General features: G+C 60.5%; 16 protein-coding genes. 3 read left to right on the top strand and 13 right to left on the bottom strand.

The genetic code is table 11. The features are described from left to right. The first annotated feature begins 11 nt into the window (after positions 1 to 11). Positions 12 to 236 carry a YgdI/YgdR family lipoprotein gene (locus T3A99_RS04780; protein ID WP_173406954.1) on the top strand — a complete coding sequence of 75 codons (225 nt, stop codon included), beginning with the start codon at positions 12 to 14 and terminating at the stop codon, positions 234 to 236. Between the two features lie 42 nt (positions 237 to 278). Here the strand turns inward: T3A99_RS04780 and T3A99_RS04775 are convergent, their stop codons facing one another. The 8 genes from T3A99_RS04775 to T3A99_RS04740 form a co-directional block, all read right to left on the bottom strand. After that, a complete protein-coding gene (locus T3A99_RS04775) occupies positions 279 to 665 on the bottom strand; it encodes a hypothetical protein (RefSeq protein ID WP_313959874.1) in 387 nt (128 codons plus the stop codon). A 71-nt stretch (positions 666 to 736) separates the two neighbouring features. Continuing rightward, positions 737 to 2,587, bottom strand: a complete 1,851-nt coding sequence (locus tag T3A99_RS04770; protein ID WP_322834001.1) for a polyurethanase — start codon at positions 2,585 to 2,587, stop codon at positions 737 to 739. Between the two features lie 67 nt (positions 2,588 to 2,654). Continuing rightward, positions 2,655 to 4,004 carry a TolC family outer membrane protein gene (locus T3A99_RS04765; protein ID WP_139050301.1) on the bottom strand — a complete coding sequence of 450 codons (1,350 nt, stop codon included), beginning with the start codon at positions 4,002 to 4,004 and terminating at the stop codon, positions 2,655 to 2,657. A gap of 14 nt (positions 4,005 to 4,018) precedes the next feature. Further along, the gene (locus T3A99_RS04760; protein ID WP_274090457.1) at positions 4,019 to 5,353 is read right to left on the bottom strand and encodes an HlyD family type I secretion periplasmic adaptor subunit; all 1,335 of its coding nucleotides are present in this window, start codon (positions 5,351 to 5,353) and stop codon (positions 4,019 to 4,021) included. Further along, entirely contained in the window at positions 5,350 to 7,125 is a 1,776-nt protein-coding gene (locus tag T3A99_RS04755) for a type I secretion system permease/ATPase (RefSeq protein WP_107322473.1), read from the bottom strand. Before T3A99_RS04755 ends, T3A99_RS04760 begins: the two co-directional genes overlap by 4 nt. Before the next feature lie 132 nt (positions 7,126 to 7,257). Beyond that, positions 7,258 to 7,626 (bottom strand): AprI/Inh family metalloprotease inhibitor, encoded by a 369-nt coding sequence (locus T3A99_RS04750; protein WP_231990575.1) that lies wholly within the window; start codon positions 7,624 to 7,626, stop codon positions 7,258 to 7,260. Between the two features lie 112 nt (positions 7,627 to 7,738). Then, positions 7,739 to 9,196 (bottom strand): serralysin family metalloprotease, encoded by a 1,458-nt coding sequence (locus T3A99_RS04745; protein ID WP_076384645.1) that lies wholly within the window; start codon positions 9,194 to 9,196, stop codon positions 7,739 to 7,741. A 334-nt stretch (positions 9,197 to 9,530) separates the two neighbouring features. Beyond that, positions 9,531 to 10,436 (bottom strand): LysR family transcriptional regulator, encoded by a 906-nt coding sequence (locus tag T3A99_RS04740; RefSeq protein ID WP_107322471.1) that lies wholly within the window; start codon positions 10,434 to 10,436, stop codon positions 9,531 to 9,533. 132 nt (positions 10,437 to 10,568) lie between these two features. Here T3A99_RS04740 and T3A99_RS04735 point away from each other — a divergent pair, with 132 nt between their 5' ends. Next, positions 10,569 to 12,035, top strand: a complete 1,467-nt coding sequence (locus T3A99_RS04735; RefSeq protein WP_274090477.1) for an MFS transporter — start codon at positions 10,569 to 10,571, stop codon at positions 12,033 to 12,035. A 190-nt stretch (positions 12,036 to 12,225) separates the two neighbouring features. Continuing rightward, the gene (locus T3A99_RS04730) at positions 12,226 to 12,504 is read left to right on the top strand and encodes a DUF1652 domain-containing protein (RefSeq protein ID WP_047226440.1); all 279 of its coding nucleotides are present in this window, start codon (positions 12,226 to 12,228) and stop codon (positions 12,502 to 12,504) included. A gap of 63 nt (positions 12,505 to 12,567) precedes the next feature. Here the strand turns inward: T3A99_RS04730 and T3A99_RS04725 are convergent, their stop codons facing one another. From T3A99_RS04725 to T3A99_RS04705, 5 genes are all read right to left on the bottom strand, one after another. Then, entirely contained in the window at positions 12,568 to 15,036 is a 2,469-nt protein-coding gene (locus T3A99_RS04725; protein ID WP_322834000.1) for a UvrD-helicase domain-containing protein, read from the bottom strand. A gap of 225 nt (positions 15,037 to 15,261) precedes the next feature. Next, the gene (pgm, locus tag T3A99_RS04720) at positions 15,262 to 16,908 is read right to left on the bottom strand and encodes a phosphoglucomutase (alpha-D-glucose-1,6-bisphosphate-dependent) (RefSeq protein ID WP_107322469.1); all 1,647 of its coding nucleotides are present in this window, start codon (positions 16,906 to 16,908) and stop codon (positions 15,262 to 15,264) included. Positions 16,909 to 16,999: 91 nt separating this feature from the next. Beyond that, positions 17,000 to 18,397 (bottom strand): PLP-dependent aminotransferase family protein, encoded by a 1,398-nt coding sequence (locus T3A99_RS04715; RefSeq protein WP_274090460.1) that lies wholly within the window; start codon positions 18,395 to 18,397, stop codon positions 17,000 to 17,002. A gap of 48 nt (positions 18,398 to 18,445) precedes the next feature. Next, complete coding sequence (locus T3A99_RS04710) at positions 18,446 to 19,933, bottom strand: hypothetical protein (RefSeq protein WP_160892760.1); 1,488 nt, start codon at positions 19,931 to 19,933, stop codon at positions 18,446 to 18,448. A gap of 684 nt (positions 19,934 to 20,617) precedes the next feature. Beyond that, complete coding sequence (locus tag T3A99_RS04705; RefSeq protein ID WP_047226435.1) at positions 20,618 to 21,643, bottom strand: zinc-dependent alcohol dehydrogenase family protein; 1,026 nt, start codon at positions 21,641 to 21,643, stop codon at positions 20,618 to 20,620. Between the last annotated feature and the right edge of the window lie 21 nt (positions 21,644 to 21,664).

Raw genomic sequence — 21,664 nt, 5'->3', positions numbered from 1 at the left:
AGGTTACGGATATGAACATCAGGATTCTGGGTCTGCCCCTGGTCGCCGCTGCGCTCCTGGCTCTGGCCGGCTGCTCGTCACCCACGGTGGTGACCCTGCAGAACGGTACCCAGTATTTGACCAAGGATGCCCCTAACACCCGTACCGCCGACGGCTTCTACGAGTTCGAAGACATTTCCGGCAAGAAAGTGCGGGTTCGCGCCGATGAAGTGGCGACAGTACGCAAGGAAGACTGAGTTTATTGAGGCCCTCTCCCTCGGAGAGGGCCTGATCTCATGTCATCGGCTGAATCCGATGTCCATCCCGGGTGTCGGACTACCCTCTTGGCAACTGATCAGCCCACCTTTTCGCCGCATCATCTGCTCCCTCAATCGCAGGCAGCGGTTGTATTCCTGTTCAATGGCGTGATCGATGCTGATGTTTCCGGTCGTGGCCGGTTTGTTCACTTCCCCGAGACTCACCGATACCCAGGGCTTTTCTGCCTGCACGTCGAAGCGCGGTCGGGGCGACGTCGCCTCGACAGGGGCGCCTGCCTGGGCGGCGGGCAATTGCTCCGAGGTGACGCCGTAGCGGGTCAGAATCGATTGATCCGGCAATTCGGCCAAGGCGCCAGCCGAGGCCAGTCCCCACATCAGGCCGATGATTGAGGCTTGTTTACTGCTCACTGCTTCACTCCCTCTTGTGCCGAGGGGACACACGCATCCCCTCGGCACCACGTACTCAAAACAACCTTGGATCAGGCGAACACAAATTCGCCTCCTACCTGGCCCGGATTGACCCCCACCAGGGTCACGGAACTGTCACCGACCTCAAGCAGCGTGTCACTGCCGACCTGAGACAGGTGCTGGCGGTAGTCGAAACCTTCCCCGGCGCCCTGCACGCCAAGGAACACCAGTGTGTCGCCGGCATCATAACCGCTGATCTGGTCATGGCCGAACGCGCCATTGAAAACGAACGTGTCAGATCCGCCGCCCGATTGCAGCCAGTCATTGCCCGAACCGCCGACAAAGGTGTCGTTACCCGTACCGCCCAACAGCACGTCGTTGCCGTCATGGCCGAACAGCCAGTCCCCCGATGATCGCGCGGTCAAGGTGTCGTCTGCCGAGGTGCCTGCGGTCGACGATGCATACGCCGTCAGCTTGCCCCCCGCCACCAAGCCGTTGGCCGTGACACTGTGGCTCACCTCGTCTTTGAGCAGGCCCCAGAACAAACCGGGCTCTTTGCTGACGAGCGTGTCGATGTCTCGGGTCATGCTGATTGCACCCTGGGCATCGCGCACGTACAAGGTCCCGGCGCCGTCCTGGACGAAGCTTGCATCTTTCACCGAGGACTGCAGCAGCAGGGTGTTGCTGCCCTGCCCGCCCAATATCACGTTGTACCCACCCTCGTCGCGAAAGGTGTCGTTGCCGGCGCGCCCCTCCAGATAGTCATTGCCCTGCCCGCCCTGGATCAGGTCATCACGCTCGCTGCCGATGATGAACGTGCTGCCGGTGTGGGTTTCAGCGTTGCGATTGAGGTCCTGGACCCACGTATTGCTGCGTGCGGGATCCGACAGGTTGGCGACGATGATGGTGGAGTCTTTCTCGGTGAGGTCGTAGAACGCCGAATCGAGGATCCGGCCCATGCCATCGCCGTAACCGGTGGGCAGGTGGGATATCCAGGTGGGAATGTTGAGGATGGAAAACGGCAACACGTTCCAGGCCGCCGAGGCATAGTGGTCGTTGAAGCTGACGATGTTGTTGCTGGCTGACTCCTGCGGAGCATCATGCACGCCCACCGACGCAGGGGTGAACGTGGAGCCGTCCAGCGCCCGGAACACCGGGTCGTTTTCATAACCGATGTTCAGCACTTTGTCGGTGCTGCTTTGGGTTGGCGAGGCGTAGGCGATGTAATTGGCGCTGCTGTAGAACCCCGACCATTGGCTGGTGCTCAAGTCCGCCAGGCTGTTGACCGCCAGCCCACCGAGGCTGTGGCCACTGACCAGCACGTTCTGGCCCGTCAGACCGTGGGCCTGGGCGAACGCCGCGACGTCCCCGAGCAAGTTGCCAAAAGCCTGGCCGACGTAGTTTTTCGCGTAGTCCTGGGGGCCGAAAGCCGCCATCAGATCGCTGATGACGTCGCCAATGGAGTCGCTGATCAGCGTCTCCCGTGGGCCGCTGGTGCCACGAAACGACACCCCGATTTGCGTCAGTTGCCCATCGGCGTCGTACTTGCCGAGAATTTCCACCTGCGCGGTGGTGTAGCCGGCCTTCTCACCAAAAAACGTTCCACGCTCATCCACCTTGCCGGTGTAGCCCAGTTGCGATGCGCTGATCGGGGTCCAGCCGGCCTTTTGCACCGCCTCCAGGGCGAGCTGCTCCGAGTCGGGATTCCACGGCACACCTGGGATCACCCCTTGCGAATCGGTGCTGCCCAGCAGCGCCGTCACCAGCGTGGCGGGCAGTCCCGCGCCGAAGCCGTTCTGCTGGTAGCCGGCGGCAAAGCCGTGGTCCAGATTGTGGTAGGAATACAGCATGATCGCCATTGCATCGCTGACCAGCGCCTTGGACTCGGTGGTGCCGAGGTTTTTGTAGTCGTAGATACCCATCGTGATGACCTCTTTTTTTGTTGTTGGAAAGGTTGTCGATACAGGCGAAGTTCTTGGGCACTGCCAGTCATTGGGTCAGCGCCGGGGCCACAAATGCCTCATCCACCTGGGCCAGGTCTTGCGCGCCCAAGGTGCCGGCGTAGTAGTGCAACTTTGTCCAGGCCATGAGGTAGTCATAACGGGCCTGGGCCAGGTCGCGTCGGGTGGTGTAGAGCTGTTCTTCAGCGTTCAGGGCATCGAGGTTGACCCGTTCGCCGCCGAGGATGCTTTGCCGGGTCGATACCACCAACGCCTCGGCGGCGCTGAGGGCTTTGCGGTATGCCCGCAATTTGTTCACCCCCGACAGGCAGGCGCTGAACTGTCGGCGCAGCTCGATCAGGGTTTCCCGGGTTTTGGCGTCCAGTTCATATTCGGCCCGCTCCATGTTGCGACTGGCCTGACGGGTCGACGCCGAGACCCCGCCACCGGCGTACAGCGGCACGCTGATCTCAAGTCCAATGGTGTTGGTGTCGTAGCGCTGGTTGTAGGTGTTGCCGCTTTCCGACTCGTTCTGGCGCATCGTCGCGTAGGCGCTGACCTTGGGCAGGTGTCCGGCACGGTTGCGTTCGACTTCGTAGCGCGCCACGTCCACGGCCTGGCGCTGGGATGCCAGGGTCGGGTTGTTGCTCACGGCCAATTCGTGCCATGTCTGGAAACTGGCCGGTTGCAGGGTGAAGGTCTGGAACGTTTCGCTCAGGGGCGCCAGGTCGCCGATGTTCAGGGTCGGGACGCCAATCAACGAGCCAAGTTCGCGCAAGGATGCGTCCTGCTCGTTGCGGGCCTCGATCTCTTCGGCAATCGCCAACTCATAGCGCGACTCGGCTTCAAGGATGTCGGTGCGCGTACCTTCGCCTTGGGCAAACAGATGCTCGTTCTGATGAAACTGCTGTTCGAAAGCCTTTTTCCTGGCCTGGGCAATGTCGATCTGATCCTGGGCGAACAACGCCTGGGTGTAGGCGCTCAACACCCGCACCAGCAATTCCTGGCTCTTGCCACGAAAGTTTTCGTCGGCAAACAGCGCCTGGGCCACGCCTTTGCGATAGGCGGCGTAGGCCTCGTAGTCCAACAGCGGTTGTTGCAGGGTCAGGCTGGAGCCATAGCTGCTGTAGTTGCGGTCGTCATGCTGGCTGGCGCCGCGGTCGTTGAGGTAGGTAACCTTGGACTGGTTGCGGCCCTTGTTGTAGCTGTAGCCCAGGTGCGGCAGCAGCCCGGCGCGGCCAATGGCGCGGTTCTCCAGGCCGGCATCGCGCTCCTTGATCGCGCCCAGGTAGGCCGGGTCATTGCGCAGGGCTTGTTCATAGAACTCGAATGGTCCCATGGCCCAGGCACTGTTGCAGATAACCGCCGCCAGCGCGGCGAGCCAGTTACGTCCCTTCATACCTCCGAACATCCTCATTCTTCGGTCAACGCGGAGCTGGCTCGGTCGAGCAGCGGTTTGAACAGGTAGTTCATGAGCGAGCGCTCGCCGGTGCGCACGAACATTTGCGCCGGCATCCCGGGCTTGATCACCAGCCCGTTGAGTTTTTCCATCGCCACTTCGCTGACGCTGCTGCGCAGGACGTAATACGGTTCGGCGGTCTTGTCATCGATCATCTGGTCGGCGGAAATCAGGCTGACCTCCCCCGGCACCCTCGGCGTGCGGTTCTGGTTGAAGGCGGTGAAGAGGATGTCCACTGGCAAATGGGTGCCCACCTTGTCGATCAGGTTGACCGGCAGGCGCCCTTCCACTTCCAGTCGCGTGCCTTGGGGCACGATTTCCAGCAAGGTATCGCCTTGACGGACCACGGCGCCTTCGGTGTGTACGCCCAGGTTCACGGCGATGCCGTCGGCGGTGGCGAGGATCTCGCTGTGTTGCAGCTCGAACGCGGCAGACTTGAGTTGCTGTTGCAGGGTTTCGCTCTTGAGCTGCGCTTCGGCCAACTGACTGCGCACCTCCTTCTGGTATTCCTCGTTGTGTTGCTCAAGCGTGAGGCGGGACTCGACGATGCCCTGCTCCACCCGGCCGCTTTCGCCAGTGTTCTGCGCCAGTTCCTGCTGCACTTGCGACAGTTGCCGTTGATAATCGAGCAGACGATTGCGCGGGATGTAGCCGTTGTCTGCCAACGGCTGCAGGTTGCTTAGCTGCTGGCGCAGGGACTGGGCCTGGGCATTGAGGTCATTGCGAGCCCGGCGCATGCCCGCCAGTTGCGCCGTGGCACCTTCGATATTGGCGCGCAACGCGGCCCGCTCCCGGGCCACCGCTTCGCGGCGGCTGCTGAACAACTGCCGCTGGCCTTCGAGCACCAGCGCCAGGCGCGGGTCGGGGTCGTGGCTCAGTTCGGCCGGAAAGCTGACCTGTGGGAGGTTGTCCCGCTCGCTTTGCCAACGTGCCAGGCTAGCCCAGGCCATGCGGTACTGGGCCTGCAGTGCTTGCACATCGGCGGCTGTCTGAGTCTGGTCCAGGCGGAACAGCGGCTGGCCCTGTTTCACTGCCTCGCCTTCACGCACCAGGATCCGGCTGATCACCCCGCTGCTCATCGATTGCACGGCCTTGCGCTTGCCGGACACCACCACGGTGCCTTGCACCGCAATACCTTGGTCCAGCGGCGCCAGGCTGGCCCAGGTGAAAAAACTGCCAGCGCCAATGAGCGCCAGTGTCCACCCCAGGCGGGTGAAGAAACGGGCATCGCGCTCGGGATGTTCGAGGTCTTGAGAGTGTTGCAGATTCATGTCGCGATCCTTGCTCATGCGCCGCTGGGTTTGCTGGCAGCCGAATACTGGCGACTCATGCTCAGTCCGTTGGGGGCTGCCTGGGGTTTGTCGCGTTGCGATGGCGGCTGGCCGGACAATGCCCGCAGCACCTCCTGACTTGGACCGAACGCTTGTAGGTGGCCTTCATTGAGCACCAGCAGCTTGTCGGCCTGAGCCAGCGCCGAGGAGCGATGGGTCACCAGCACGACCGTGGTGCCCTGGGCTTTCATCTGTGCGATGGCGCCGGCCAGTGCCGCTTCACCGACCGTGTCGAGATTGGAATTGGGTTCATCGAGCACCACCAGGCTCGGTTGGTCGTACATGGCCCGGGCCAGGGCGACGCGCTGTTTCTGGCCGCCGGACAAACCGCTGCCATCCTCTCCCAGCACGGTGTCGTAGCCTTGCGGCATGCGCAGGATCAGTTCATGCACGCCGGCCTGTTGCGCGGCGGCGACGACCTTTTGCGGATCGGCCAGGCGGAAACGGGCAATGTTCTCGGCAATGCTGCCGCTGAACAACTCAATGTCCTGGGGCAGATAACCGATGTGCGGACCGAGCTGGTCGCGATTCCAGCGATGGATGTCGGCCCCGTCGAGCCGCACTGTGCCTCCGAGTGTAGGCCACACCCCCACCAGCACACGGGCCAGGGTGGATTTGCCGGACCCCGACGCCCCCAGCACCCCGAGCACTTCCCCGGCGCTCAGGCTGAAACCGAGCTGATGCAGCGTCGCGTTGCGCTGCCCCGGCGGGCCGGCGCTGACCTGTTCGAAGCTCACCTGGCCCTTGGGCGACGGCAATGTCATCGCTTCGTCCTGGGCTGGGTAAGCCTGCAACAGCGCATCGAGACGGCGATAAGCCAGTTTGGCCCCGCTCCACTGCTTCCACACGGCGATCAACTGGTCGATGGGGCTCAACACCCGACCCATCAGGATCGAGCCGGCAATCATCATTCCGGCGGTCATGTCGCCCTTGATCACCAGCAACGCGCCCAACCCCAGCACCAGCGATTGCAGACACAGGCGCAGGGTTTTGCTCAGGGAACTGAGCACCGCGCCGGTATCACTGGCCTGGTTTTGCAGGCCGAGAAAGCGCGAATGCACGGCAAACCAGCGCCCGCGCAACGCGCCGAGCATGCCCATGGCCTGGATGGTCTCGGCGTTGTGCAAGTGGCTGGTCGCCAGTTGGCTGGACTGTTGCGAGTAGACACTGGCCTGCCCCAACGGCTTTTTGGTCATGGCTTCGTTCAGACAGGCCAAGCCAATGAGCAGCAAGGTGCCAACGCTGGCGAACACGCCGAGCCACACGTTGAACAGGTAGATCACCAGCAAATACACGGGAAACCACGGGGCGTCGAAGAATGCGAACAGCGCAGGTCCGGTGACGAACTGGCGGATGTGGGTAAGGTCACCCAGCGACTGCCCGGCGTTGCCCTCGCCCTGGCGCAGGTTGCGCTCGAACGCGGCCTTGTACACCTGAAGGTTCAAGCGCCTTTCCAGTTGGCTGCCGATGCGGATGACAATGAAGCTGCGCACCATTTCCAGCAGCCCGATAAATATGAAGAAGCCCACCACCATCAACGACAACATCCACAGCGTGGTTTCGTTTTGTGATGACAGGCCCCGGTCATACACTTGGAGCATATAAATCGAAGGCGCCAACATCAGGACATTAATCAGTGCGGTAAAACAACCGACGCTGATCAGAATATTTTTATAGTCGCCCAGCGCTCTAAACAGCGGCACCGTCGCAGCGCGCCTTGTCATGTTCATGAAGATATCCTTGCTGTTGGCTTTGCCAGGTTATTCAACTTGCCAATCTTTAAATGATTTACATCCGGCCGCGGAGCGCTGCACGCCTGTTAAACAAGCGTGCCTGGGGCATTCGCAAACTGTACTCACGTGTTAAGGAGTGGTTTGGGGCGGACTCCGTTCGAGTGTCACTACCTGACCTGATTTCAAGGTGACTTGATAGTGTTGTTCTTGACGCAGTTGCAAGTGAATCCGGCTGTTCTGTTTGCCAATCAGTGAAAGACCGTCTGGTTCGGTGAACCAATGGACCGGCTCATCGCCCAGCCACTGTCCCAGGCAGGCGGTTTGCCCGACCAGGGTTTGATCTGCCCTGAGCTCGACAAGGCAGATGCTGGACGGCGGGGTTTGCGCAGGCTCCTGCGGCCCCGACAGAACAGCCTGCCACTGACCGGCCAACTGGGAAGGTTCTGCTAACAACAGGCTGCGCGCCATGGCGGCTTCTCCGGTAAAGATCATCAGCATAGCGAGTAACCAGGCACTTGCCTGGACGCCTTGGGGCTTGGGATTTCTGCACATCTGTTCAATCCTGAAGGATCCCGCAAGAGCGCTGGCCGCTCCCACGGGATCGGGGACATCAGGCCACGATATCCGAGACAGCCGCCTGGCCGACGGTACTGACCAGGAAGTCAGCCACGCCGTGCCCGGAGAAGTCCACCGACAGCAGGCTGTTGCCACCCGATGTCGACAGCACCGCATCACCCGCCGCACCGGTGAACGCATTCACGAAGTGCAGGCCCGCGCCCTGGGTGATGCCGGTCAGGTCGATCTTGTCCAGGCCGCTGACAAAATCGAGGATCTGATCGACCGCACCTGGCCGTGAGTCAGAACTGGCCGCGAACACGAAGGTGTCCGAGCCCGAACCGCCCCACAGCTTGTCGGCACCGCCCGCGCCCCAGAGGATGTCGTTGCCGGCACCGCCCTTGAGTTCGTTGGCCACGGAGTTGCCGATGAGCAAGTCACTGCCCGAGCCGCCAATGGCATTCTCGATGGTCACCCCCTGAGCGATGGAAACGTTACCCACCATGCCGCCAACGTCGGAAAACGAGGCGCCATTGAGGTTGATCTTCTGGTTCTGCGTGAAGCCTGAAAAATCCAGGGTATCGCGGCCGCCGGCGTCCCATACCGAGAACACCACTTTGTCCGAAGACGAGGATGCGCTGTAGAAGTCGCGACCGGTGTTGGAGTTGAAGCCGTAGGTCGAGTCGCCGGTCCGGGTGCTGGTGTTGGCACCGTAGAGCTTCTGAATGGCCGCAATGTCATCCATCAGCGGACCCGAGGCATAGGCTTCGACGCCGCCCTTGCTGAAGTCCTGGCTGGTGTTGGTTTCACTCCAGTAACTCATGAGGCTGTAGCCACGGGTGTCCTGACCGTAGGTGGCGTCATCGTAGGTCGGGCTGCCTTCACCGGCGTTATAGTCGCCAGGATGCGCCAGGCCCAGGCTGTGACCGATTTCATGGGTCAGGGTCTGGCGGCCATAATTGTTCAGTTCCGGATTCTTGTTCTGGGTGTAGCGGCTGTTGATCAGGTACCAGGAGGTTCCGTCATAACCGGCGCCCGTGCCCGGCAGATAGGCAAATGCCGCGGCGCCGTCCTGGCCGCTGCTGTAGTTGCCGAAGGTCATGTGGCCGTCGCCACCGCTGGCCCTTTCAGTGAACGTGACATTGGCCACGTCCGCCCAGGACTGCATGGCCAGGACCGCTTGGCCTTTCTGTTGCGCGCTGAACTGGCTGAAACCGCTGATGCCGTGCTTGTTCATGGTGCTCGAGGAGGCGGAGGTCAGGAACGTGTAGGTCAGCTCGATCTTGCCGCTGGCGTCCCGGTCCTGGTAAGCCGCACCGTCGCGCAGCAACTGGGTGGCAGCTTCGTCCACCGAGTACGACGGTTTGCCGTTGACGGTCAGGTTGCCACCCCGATCGTATTGGTGGCTGAAACTGTTGATCTGATTGAATGCACTGCTGGCCGCCGCCAGTGACTGCGGCGCCCAGAGCATTTGTTCGGCAGAATCAATAGCGCTGGTTTTGACTTTCGACATAAACACACTTCCTTGTTTGCAATGGAACAGTTTTTGTCAGATAGAACAATCTCTGGCGAGAGCGTCCTATCACTCGCCCAATTGAGGACGCAAGAAAACTGACACAATTGGAAATCAAACGTCCAGCGAATTTTTTTGCCCCCTTTTCACACTCACGCCTTCAACAACGGCAAAAGATACACGGCGCCCCGTTAGTACAGGTATTTCGACGGCGACATTAAAGATTGTAGGACAAAACTCTATTTAAATATTAAATGAGGTTAACCACCTATTTGCCAATCACGTCGCACTTCTAGCAACTAAGTGCCAGCGAAACGCTACTAATTAATGGCGGCTAGATATCTATGGTTTTGCCTGAACACACTTCCCGCAGACAACCACGAAACCAGCGGTGCACAGGATCAGCATCCATTCGGGGGTGCCAAAGCATGGAAATCGTGAATGTCGGCACCGCAAACGGCAGCGCAAAGCTGTGCATGCCGGCACGCAGGCGGGTGGTATAGCGCTCAGGCACGCTGGCGATCAGGTCACTGGACCGGGCAAGGCCCAGCGCAGTGGAGAAGCCGGGGACGGTGATCGCGATCTGCCGTGTCAGGTTCAAGGACCGCAAGGCTTGATCGAGGGCGCTGTGGTCCAGGCCCCGCAAGGAAACGCCGATGTGCTCGCCCGCTGCATAACCGGCGGCACACACCTCGGCCTGGCTCAGCGGGTGATCCGCGCGCACCACGCCAATGAGGCGATCAGTGAACAACGCCTGGGTTCGTAGCTCCGGGCTGGTGTCCTTGTCCACGACCGCCGTTTCCAGGTCCACGGTGCCCTCTCGCAACGCCGTACTGTCCTTGTCGGCCTTGTCCAGGAAATGCAGGCGTACACCGGGCGCCTGTTCGCTGATACGGGCAATCAAGTCGATGGCGAAGTTTTCAACGAACCCTTCCCGGGTGCGCAGCGTGAAGGTGCGGCTCAGTCGGCGCAGATCCGGCACCTGGGACGGCCGCAGCGCCGCTTGGGCATCCTGCACCAGTTGGCTGACCTGCTCGCGTAACGCCAAGGCGCGGGGTGTGGGCACCAGGCCACGCCCAGCCCGCACCAGCAGCGGATCACCCGTGGTTTCGCGCAACCGCGCCAGCGCCCGGCTCATGGCCGAGGGGCTGAGTCGCAGTCGCCGAGCGGCTCGGGCCACGCTGCCTTCTGCCAGCAAGACGTCGAGGGTAATCAGCAGATTGAGGTCGGGTGTGGACATGGCGCAGTCCTGGGTTGGAATAGGTGGCGCTGCATGCAGTTATAAAGTGCAATCCATGCGTCTTCCGCCATGTTATGCCCAGGCGTAACGTTCTGACAGCTCCATTTCAGAGCGGCAGAGCCAGAGGACATGATGAAACCAGCCAATACCCAATCCAGCCTGTCGAGCGCGACGGGCACCCAACGGGTCTTTTCACCGCGCTGGGCCTTGGCCAGCCTGTCACTGTCGACCTTGCTGGCCTCCTTGGGCGCCAGCGTGGTGACGGTCGGTTTGCCGACGCTGGCCCATGCGTTCGAGGCCTCCTTCCAGCAGGTTCAGTGGGTGGTTCTCGCCTATTTACTGGCGATTACCACGCTGATTGTCAGTCTCGGAAAATTGGGCGATTTGCTCGGGCGTGGCAGGTTGCTATTGACCGGGATCGTGCTGTTCACCCTCGCGTCGGCGCTTTGCGGCATGGCGCCCTCGCTTTGGCTGTTGGTCGCTGGTCGGGCGTTACAGGGCCTTGGAGCGGCGATCATGATGACGCTGACTTTGGCCCTGGTGGGTGAAACCGTTAGCAAGGAAAAGACCGGTAGCGCGATGGGGCTGTTGGGCACCCTATCTGCGGTGGGCACCGCCCTTGGCCCCTCTCTGGGTGGTGCACTTATCAGCGGTTTCGGTTGGCAGGCGCTATTTTTGATTAACGTTCCGCTTGGACTGCTGGCGTTCGGACTGGCCTGGCGTTCACTGCCGGCTCGGCAACCGGAGGGATCGGTCGCGCGCCCCCGCTTCGACACCCTGGGTACGCTGTTATTGGCGGCGACGCTTGCTGCCTATGCATTGGCCACGACGTTGGGCCGAGGCGACTTCGGCTGGCCGAACATTGCGCTGTTGCTGATGGCGATCCTGGGCGGCGGTCTGTTTGTCATGGCCCAACGGTGGGTCGCGTCGCCGTTGATTCCCTTGGGGGTGCTTGGGGACCGGTCGCTGGTTGCCGGGCTGGTGACCAGTGCTCTGGTGGCAACGGTCATGATGGCGACGCTGCTGGTGGGGCCTTTTTATCTATCCGTCGCCCTTGGGCTGCCTGCCGCGCTGGTGGGGTTGGTGTTGGCGGCAGGACCGTCGGTCGCTGCACTGACGGGGGTGCCTGCCGGGCGCTTGGTGGACCGCTTTGGCGTGCGCCCCGTGCGACTCGTCGGGCTGCTGATCATGATTCTCGGCTGCCTGATGCTGTCGTTGATGTCACCGACCCTCGGTGTGGGCGGCTATGTCGCCGCTATCGCGGTAACGACCCTTGGCTATGCGCTGTTCCAGACGGCCAACAACACAACGGTGATGGCGGACGTGCCCGCGGGCAAGCGCGGCGTCATCTCAGGGCTGCTCAATCTGTCGCGTAATCTGGGTTTCTTTACCGGAGCATCGGCGCTCGGCGCGGTGTTTGCGCTCTCTGTACCGACGAATGGTATCGCCCAGGCAGCTCCCGAAGCAGTGGTAAATGGCTTGCATCTCACCTTCTCTGTTGCCACGTTTTTGATGTTACTGGCTTGGGTCGTCGTCTTGAAATGCCGTGAACCAGAGCCTCTGGATGGGCGTGATGACATCTTTGCCCAAAGAAAGTGAGGCCAGGATCAAAACGGCATAAGTCGTGATGCAGATCAAAAAAAGTGAACCAATCGCCAAACGACCTGAAAAAAGCCACATGACATTCATTTTCAGGTGCTATTTTTAGTTCTCACTGGTAGAGCCATGATGGCTCTTCCTTCCTGACTATGAGCAAACGGAAGCGCTTGATGAAGAAGGTGGGCAACAGATGAATAGAGGATCTTTCAGCAAGGTTACGTTTCCCAACGCCTGCCAGTTGATGCGCTGGCATTTTCATCCCATGGGATTCGAGGCCAGCATGGACGCACCGGGCAGTATGGTCGCCCGGCTGTTTGACCGTGCCAGCGGCGAGACTATGATCGCGATTGCGGGCATCCCCTGCGCGACAGTGATGAACGCCCCTGACGTGGAGCGAATAATCGAAGCGGTGGAAGCCGAGCTGGAAGCTTTCGTGCCACCAGTTGGCTTGCGACGATTTGCCTCCTGAAAAATGAAGCCCACAGCAGTGGGCTTCTTTTTGCCTGACAGTTTTGTTCGTGCCCCGAAGTTCTCAACTGCGGGCGCGGCGATGATCGATAAAGAACGGTTTGCCGGTCCCTATCCGATCCGACGCCTTGGGCGCCTTGTTGACCTGGGTGTCCTGCCCATCGACATACCAATAGCAATGCTGCACCGCCCGGGTAATGCCGACATAGGCCAGGCGCAGAATCTCGTCTTTCTGTGCCGTGTCGTACGGCTCGGCATCGCCCTCCTGGCCAAGCCCGGCCATTCGGTAGACCTGATTCTTGTAGGGGGAACTGGTGGAGTGCTGGCAGTCACCGAGCAAAAACACCGCGTCGGCCTGAAGCCCCTTGGCGCTATGGTAGGTCATCTGCCGGAGGCGTCTTGCCGGGTACGGCAAGCTAGAATCCACATTAACTGTTGGTTGGATATGCTGTTCAATCAATAACTTATCGCTGCTTTTTCGATAGAGCATCAAGATTGAATCGCCCTTGCGGTAGTGCTCGTCCAGGCGCTTGGCCAAGCCTTCGTCGTCTCTGTCCAACACATTGACCGGGCTCAAGGTTCGAGGCGTGCCGCTGGCCTTGGCCTTTTTGCCGGGAATCGCCGCAGCCGCACGCACCACGTGTTCGGCGGCGTCAATGATGTGCTGGTGGCTGCGGTAGTTATCGGTGAGCATGACCCGGGTGTTTGCCGGTGAAGGAAACTGTTTGTTGAACGCCATGAAATAACTGGGTGAACTGCCGCGCCAGCCGTAGATCGATTGCCAGTCATCACCCACGCACAGCAAGGAGGAACGCTGGGCGCCCCGGCCGACATGCATGGCAGGGCCGCGGCTGCGCACTTCCCGCAGGCTGGCGCGAAGCCAGGAAACAATCTGCGGCGAGACATCCTGAAACTCGTCGATCATCAGGTGTGACAGAGGACGCAATGTCGCATCGCTCAGCAGCTTGAAGTTCTCTGGGGAGTGCTCACTGAACAACGCGAACATTCGGTTATAGGTCATGACGGGCGGCGACTGGTCCAGCAGGTGGTCTTCAAATGCTCGCCAGTAGCGACTCAGGGCCTCAAAGAAATAACGATCCGGGTCATCCTGGGCAAAACACATCCGGCCCACGGCGTCCGGGACGTCCAGACCCAGGTTCTCGATAAAGCCGGCCGCCGCGACGAAACAATCCAGCAACGGTGCCGAAGCCAGTTCGCCTTTTACCTTGTAATCGAACCCAGGGCCTGCGCTGGCATCCCCGGCCAACACGCTCAGTACACGCTTTGACGCCTCATAACTATCTATCCATATCAATGGCTTAGAGCAGAAAGCTTGAAACAGGGTACGCTTTACCGCCCACTCTGCGCGGATACTCAGCTTGGCGCCGGGCCGGCTGAGCCGGGCATCTTCCCGCGGGTCGAAACCCAGCATCACCCAGGCGTCCAGAGTTGGAACGTAGCCGTGGCAATGAAACGTCGCACCGTTGATCTGGAAGGCCTGACGCTTTGGCTCGATGCCCTTGATCGGCCAGGCACCGGCGCGAAACCACAGGTCTTCGATCGCATCGCACAACTCTTCATCGCGCTGGGCGGCCAGTTCGGTCACGGCCACCCGTTTCTGCACATCGGGATGGTCGCGTTCCAGCTCCCTGAGCTGCAAGGCGTGTCGGGACATCGGTTTGATCAGTTCGCGAAAACGCTCATCGCGTTGATAAAGACCGTGATAGCAGGCATTGAGTTGTTGGCGCTGAGCATCGTTGATGCGCAGCTCAAAGGGATTGCCCTGGGCGTCATCATCAGCCGTTTCGTTGCGATGGCTCAGGGTTTCAAACGCCTGGAGCCGCTCGAACCCGGGCAGGCTGCGCACCATGGGCAAGATGCGTGAATGGAAGGTCCGCACCAGATCGCGGGCTTCCTTGAGGCTGATTGTCCGCCCCCACAGGGCAAAAACTTCAATGAGCTTGTGAATGAAGTCCTTGCGCGATTCCCGCGTGAAGGTCACCACGGTCATCGAATCCAACTCAAAACCCAGGTAATGGGACAGCAGCACAAGGCGTAGCACCAGGGTTGTGGATTTCCCGGCGCCTGCGCCCGCGACGATCGAGGTAGACGGCGTATCGCTCAGGATCATTTTCCACTGCGCGGCGCTCGGCTGGGCGTGAGCGGGAAGCAATCGGGCAACATCGGCCTTGATGCGCTTCTTGAGTTCGGCGGTCAACGGCAGGCGCCAGTCATCGAACAACAGCTCATCGACTTTCGGTGCCGGGTGCTCGGTGCTTCGGAAATCTCGGATCAGCAGGACCTGCCGGCCCTCTTCCAGTCCATCGGCCTTGCCTTCCTTATAGCCGTAGTCAAAACCGGCGCTATGCCCGCTGCGAAATCCATCGGCCTGGCCGTGTAGCCAGGAAGCCCGATGCTGGGCTCGAAGTCGCGTCAGGCCATGACCCAGAAAACGCGCGGCCAGGCGCTTGAGCAGAGGCATCTGGGCCAGGGGCAGAAGTTCGGGGGGAAGATCGGGAGTGTGTTGCGACACGCTGGGGGACTCCGGTGTTCAGAACCATGGCGGCTATGGTGTCTGTATTTGCCAGCGGATTCCACCCAAAAGCTTTTAAGTCATGGATTTAGGCGATGAAGTGAAAGTGCTGTCGCACATGGCCATCAGTGTCGCCCGACCCACCTTAAGCAGGCTCGCTCCCACAGAGGCCGGCGTGCACCGTAGCGCCAATGTGGGGCGAGCCTGCTCGCGATGGGTTTTGAGTCACTGACTGGAAATGGCTCCATCGACCAATGCCTGCGCCTCGACCACCAATTGCTTGAGGTGCTCATCACCGATGAAGCTTTCGGCGTAGATCTTGTAGATGTCTTCAGTGCCTGATGGCCGCGCGGCGAACCAGCCGTTTTCAGTCATGACCTTCAGGCCGCCAATGGCCTGGTCATTGCCCGGTGCATGGCTGAGGATGCTCTGGATGGTCTCCCCGGCCAACTCAGTGGATGCAACCTGCTCCGGTGCCAGCTTGCTCAGCAGCGCCTTCTGTTGCGGGCTGGCCTTGGCATCGACGCGCACGGAGAACGGCTCACCCAGTTCATCCGTCAGGGCACGGTAGGCCTGGCTTGGGTCGCGACCGGTGCGCGCGGTCATTTCGGCCGCCAGCAACGCCGGGATCAGGCCGTCCTTGTCTGTACTCCACACACCGCCGTCCTTGCGCAGGAACGAGGCGCCGGCGCTTTCTTCGCCACCAAAGCCCAAGGAACCGTCGAACAAGCCGTCGGCAAACCACTTGAAGCCTACCGGCACTTCATACAGACGCCGACCCAGACGCTGGGCCACGCGATCGATCAGACCGCTGCTGACCACCGTCTTGCCCACGGCGGCATCGGCACGCCACTGCGGCCGGTTCTGGAACAAGTAGTCGATGGACACCGCCAGATAGTTGTTCGGCGCCAGCAAGCCGCCGGATGGCGTCACGATGCCGTGGCGATCATGGTCCGGGTCGCAGGCGAAGGCCACATCGAAACGCTCTTTGAGGCCAATCAACCCCTGCATGGCATGGCTGGAGGATGGGTCCATGCGGATCTGTCCGTCCCAGTCGACGGTCATGAAGCGGAAGGTGGAATCCACCTGGGTGTTGACCACGTCCAGGTCCAGGCGGTAATGCTCGGCAATGGCGGGCCAGTAGCGCACCCCCGCTCCGCCCAGCGGGTCCACGCCCAGGCGCAAGCCGGCAGCGCGAATGGCATCGAAGTCGATGACATTAATCAGGTCCGCCACGTAGGTGTTGACGTAGTCGTGACGGTGAGTGGTGTCGGCCTTCAGGGCCTGCTCATAGCTGATGCGCTTAACGCCGGCCAACTGGCTTGCCAGCAGCTCGTTGGCCTTGGCTTCGATCCATTTGGTGATATGGGTATCGGCCGGGCCGCCGTTGGTGGGGTTGTACTTGTAGCCACCACTCTGCGGCGGATTGTGGGACGGGGTGATGACGATGCCGTCCGCCAGACCGGTGGTGCGCCCACGGTTGTAGCAAAGAATGGCGTGGGAGATCGCCGGCGTGGGCGTGTATTCATCTGCCTCGGCGATCATCACGGTGACCCCGTTGGCAGCGAATACCTCCAGCGCGCTGGCGCCTGCCGGAGTAGACAGCGCGTGGGTATCGATCCCCAGGAACAAGGGGCCGTTGATGCCCTGGGCTTCACGGTACAAGCAGATCGCTTGGCTGATAGCCAGCACATGCCATTCGTTGAACCCCAGGTCGAAGGAACTGCCACGGTGACCGGAGGTGCCGAAAGCCACCCGTTGGGTCGAAACCGAGGCGTCGGGTCGGCCGGTGTAATAGGCCGTCACCAGTCGCGGGATATCGATCAACAACTCTGCCGGTGCCGGCTTGCCCGCAAATGGACTGACTGTCATGCAAAACCTCTGAATGGAGTGGCTCGATAAAATGGATGCAGTTTACTGACAGTTCGACCGTGGCGCGATGGGTTCGATCCATCGCCCTCCATTACGATTGCTCAAGTCTCAAGGCATCGGCCAGCGCACAGAGTGCAGTATCCAGATCGTGTGAACCGCTCAAGGCGTGGGTCAGGCGCAGATGTTGTGCGTACAGCCCTTGCAAACTGAACAGTTCCCCCGGCGCAATGACGATTCGTTGCGCAAGCAGCCGCTGGAACACCCGTCGCAGATCGACGCGCCGCGAAGATCGGGTCCAGATCGTTGCGCCCCCTTGGGGCTCCAGCCATTGCAGGCTGTCCCCCAGCCGCTCGCGCAGCATTTGCGTTGTCGATAGCGCACCTTCACGCAACAATCGTCGCAACACCAGCAAGTGCTGATCGATCCGTCCGTTGCTGTACAAACGGGCGATGGCCTTCTGGCGAATCGGTGACAGACGAAACGCGCGCAGCAGGAAATGTCGCTGCAACTCCAGCGTCAGCTGTCGCGACAACACATAGCCGTAGGGGGCCTCGGGGCCGATGGTTTTTTCGAAAGTGGAATAGACGATCAGCCGGTCGGGGTCGAGCAAGTCTCGAAAAGGCGTCACCCCGGCTTCGAACGCCAGGTCTGTATAGCTGTCGTTCTCCAGCACCCATATGCCGTGCAGATCCAGTAAACGCGCGACGGCGCGACGGTTGTTTTCAGGAGCGAGCGTGCCCCTGGGCATGTTCAGGACCGAGGACAGGATGACCAGGCGGACCGCTTTACTCGTCAGTAATTGTTCCAGTTGCTCGACATTGATCTCCCCATCCGCCAGCAGTGGCAGTTCGATTACGTCGATATCGGCCGCCTGCAGCAAGCGCAGGACGGTCCAGTCGCAGGGTGATTCGATCAGCACCGTGGCGCCCTTGAGCGCCAGCACGGCGATCAGAATCTCCAATACACCGCGCAGATCAGCGCCGATATATACATCGTCGGCGTTCCAGCACCGGGCCGGCGAAGACGTGTAGCGAGCCGCCAGCGCGGTGCGCAGTTCCAGCTCGCCCCAAGGCTGCGAGGGCATTTGTGAGGAGCGCGGATACTGACGCAGCAGCTCACGCTCCAGTAACAACAGCGGGCTGTCCAGCGGTTGCATCGACGCAGGCTCGTCAGCGCTGAGTACCAGCATTCCCGGTCGTCGTGCATTGACATACAGGGTCTCGAGCAAATCATCACCGCCGCCCAGCGTCGCGACGCAGGGTACTGGCAACGCGTAATAACCGGATTTGGCGACCGAATAGACCCGCCCTTCCTTCTCCAGCAACGAATAAGCGTACTGGATGGTAGAGATCGACACGTTCAGGCGCTCGGCCAGTTGCCGTAACGACGGCAAACGCACTCGGGCGTCGGCGCCCAGTTCGTTGATCAGGGTGGTGAGGTAACGATAAACCGCCTGATACGCGAAGTCTGTTTCCCGGCAACCTTTCATGGGGTTGGGCCAGGCGACGTGGCGAATGAATCCGTCAAATCCTGCCCCTCAATGCCGTGCCGCACGTTCGCGCATGGCATCGTCGCCCTGCCCGGCTTCTTCAATGTCGATGTCATCGACAGGTTGCTGCGCATCCATCCCCGATGCCTGCTCCTGCTCCGGCGGCGTGATACTCGCCCGATACAGTTTGCCGAGCATATCGATGGACAGGCCACTGACGTCGACCATCCATTGCGCCACCTGATCGGCGATGGCCGCGCCCTGCATGGCCTTGTGCAGATCGGGCATCGCCACCAGCATGCCCGGATGACAGCAGCGCAGGAAGTGCTCCAGGCCAGCGCCTTGCTCCACGAAGGGCGCGAACAACATGCACACCAGTTGCGTTTCGTTGAGCCCCAGGGTCTTTTGCGCGTCGCTGGTGGCCTGGGCGCGCCGCTCGGGGATGGCCGTGGGTGGGCCGAACAGCATGCGTGCCTGCTCGCAGACGTGCTCGGGCAACTGCTTGCGATGCATGATCATGATCGCTCGTTGTACATAGTCGCCATAACCTGCCTCATAGCTGCGCCCCTGCAGATAACAGGCCTGCAGGCCATGCAGGTGAGCTGACAGCAGTGGGCTCAGGTATTCGTTTTCCGGCGCCGATGCGACGAGTTCATCGGTCCGCACCCGAAGGAATTCACTGAACAGCGGCCAGTTGGTTTCTTGCGAACTGTCGACGATCAGGTCGTCGATACCGATGTGACTCACGCGCCGACACGCCTCGAAATGCCCCTCGGGTTTCCACGCGCCCTCGTGGTCCTGACCATAGAAGCCCAGGTAGGGATTAGCGCCCAAGGTATCGAGTTGCGCGAAGAGACTGTCGAAACCGCTGGACGGGTCAGTCGCCAGGCCGACCTTGCGGGCGGCACGTCGAAGGCCCGACATGAACTGTTTTTGCTCGCGAGGCGTATCACTGCTGACTAACGAGTCCACGCCGCGCTCCCAGCGAGCCATATGCCGATAGAACTCCGCCATCGCCAGGTAGCCGTGATCGCCTACTTCCAAGGGGCTGTCGATCGAGCGAAGGTGGCCCAGAACCAGCGTGTCCATGCGATTGGCCTCATGCCCGGCCGCCGACAATGGCTGCTTGTGATTGAACGGCACTACCTCGCGGTTATCCGCCATCAGCAGTTCCACCCGGGGGTCGTCGTAGACGAACAGCGCGCTGTAACAGCGGTGGATGTTTTCCAGGGTCGCCTGGGTGGTTTCGCTCAGGCGTGGCGTGGCGACACGCAAGTCGAAGGTCACCGGATGCCTGCCGGCGATGCTCAACTGTGCGGCCCGCAAGGCGGTCAGGACATAAAAACTGTCCCGGCTGCCGTTCTGGACCGTCAACACACGATAGTCGCCGATCCGGTCGATGCCGCCAGCGGCGACAATTAAACGCTGGATCAAAAGCTGCAACGCCGTCCGTTCCGCGCGGGAATAAAAACCTGACAGTCGCTGCAATATCTGTTGATACACGTGATTCATTGCCTGCTCATGAATTGAACTCATAGCCATATACCTGGAAATTCAAATATCGGCGTCGCACCGGCATAGCGTGACCGGGCGACGGGTTGATCTGGAAGGTTGTTCTAGTACTGCAAAGAGTATTGGTAATACGCTCAAGCTTTGCTTGTCGTAATTATTTGATACATAAGCTGTGGAGTTCGCCCGCTTCGCCTCGGTACGTGCCTGCAAGCCCATGAGGCATTGGGTTTCAGCGATTCCGCCCTGCGTCCTAGGAAGATTCCGACAGCATCCTTCAGACAATGAGTACGAAAAACAAAGAACATGCCTAACTTCAATTGTCCCCCTGCCCCAGTCAGTTTTTCCCACAGTCGATTGATGGCGTTAAAATAATTAACGCTTGATGCACCTTTGCCCGAAGGATGACGATTCTCTAGAAACTTGTACTGCGCCACGACTTCTTCCTTGAGATGGAAATCAGCGTTCAATTATCAGGACTTAAATAACGATTAGAAGATACAGATTGAGGGCAAAAACCAGTTCAGTTCTCTGGGGATTAAACGCTTTTTGGGTGTTGAGTGAACTGGACCGCCCAAGCGAAGGCGTGGTTGCCGCGCACCAGGGCGTCATTGCCGAACGGAGCGGCAATGGCAGAAGAAAGGAAGGAAAGCAGGTTCAGGCCGAAGGCAGCGCAAGAGTCGCCATGCTGACTCTTGCGCGGAGGAGGAATCAGGCGGGGTCGACTACCTGAAGGGCAACGCGTTCACGGCAGGGGCATTCGCCCATGTAACGGTGGGCTTCGACAAACTCGGAGAATGGAAACACCCGGGTCTTGAGGGGCAACAGCACGCGATCGGCGGTCAGTTGATTGATATCACGCAGCGCCCGCTGCAATGCAACCTGATCCTGGATGATGCCCAGTTCCGGCTTGCCGGTAAAATTGCCGATGCAGTGCACAAAGAACTGAATGTTCTTCTGGAACGCCGCACAGGCCGGGAACGGCGTCTGGTTGCCGCCTTGCAAGCCATACAGCACCAGGCTGCCCCGCGGCGCCAGCACATCACCGAGCAGCGACATTTGCGGCCCGCCGAGGCCATCGAACACCACATCGACGCCACGGTTATCAGTGAGCTTGTTGATTTGCATCAGCAAGTCCTGCTCTTCGGTGACGATGACTTTTTCGGCGCCGAGCGACAGCAGGTACTCACGCTCATCAGCGGTCTTGGTGGCCGCGATCACCCGTACACCCAAGGCCTTGCCCAGTTGCACGAAGGATGGTCCGGCGCAATGACTGGCATCAGTGACCAGGGCAAACTGCCCCGGCTTGACCCTTGCCAGGTCCACGTAGGCGAAATAGGCGATCAGCAGTGGCGTGTAGTGCACAGCGGCTTCGATCGGGGTGAGCACGTCGGGATAACGGGTCAGCGCGGTACGCGGCAACACGATGATCTCACCGTACACCGGGTAATCGTTAGGGCTCTCGGCAGGGAAACTGGCAACTTTGTCGCCTACAGCCAGGTCGTCGACACCGTCTCCGACAGCCGTCACCACCCCAGCCATTTCATGACCAAGGCCCGACGGCAGGCGCGCCTGGGACGACGCCAGATTCTGGCGCCACAGGGTGTCATACCAGCTGATGCCGATCGCTTCGACACGGACCTGCACTTCTCCTGGCGCAGGAAGAGCCGCCGCATGCTCTTCGCATTTGAGCACCTCGGCACCACCAAACTTGTGAAAACGGATCGTGCGGGACATCGCAAACCTCGTCAAAGTAAC

Source organism: Pseudomonas sp. N-137 (assembly GCF_034555295.1).
Taxonomy (GTDB): Bacteria; Pseudomonadota; Gammaproteobacteria; order Pseudomonadales; family Pseudomonadaceae; genus Aquipseudomonas; species Aquipseudomonas rhizophila.
This window is presented reverse-complemented; position numbering and strand designations above follow the sequence as displayed.